We start from the raw sequence: 304 nt of genomic DNA on the forward strand, positions 1-304 counted from the left end.
GCATTATCAAATGAGACAGTTTGGACAGGTGCTTAAACAGCATGGTATTAAGCAAAGTATGAGCAGAAAAGGCAATTGCTTAGATAACGCACTGATGGAAGGGTTCTTCGGGACATTAAAGTGTGAGACAATTTATATTGAAAAGCCTCAAACGATTGAGGAGTTAGAACAACAGATTCATGAGTACATGCACTATTACAATCATGAGCGTATTCAAGTGAAACTAAAAGGACTGAGTCCTGTGCAGTACAGAACTCAGTCCTTGATATAAACTTAAACCGTCCAACATTTGGGGGTCAGTTCA

1 protein-coding gene is annotated in these 304 nt (G+C 39.1%); it reads left to right on the forward strand.

The window, feature by feature from the left end:
• The coding region (locus tag ACT3QP_RS15160) for an IS3 family transposase (protein WP_444526078.1) at window positions 1-271 on the forward strand (271 nt) is incomplete at its 5' end.
• Window positions 272-304: the final 33 nt, after the last annotated feature.

The sequence above is a fragment of the Psychrobacter sp. AOP7-B1-24 genome (assembly GCF_052376215.1).
Taxonomy (GTDB): domain Bacteria; phylum Pseudomonadota; class Gammaproteobacteria; order Pseudomonadales; family Moraxellaceae; genus Psychrobacter.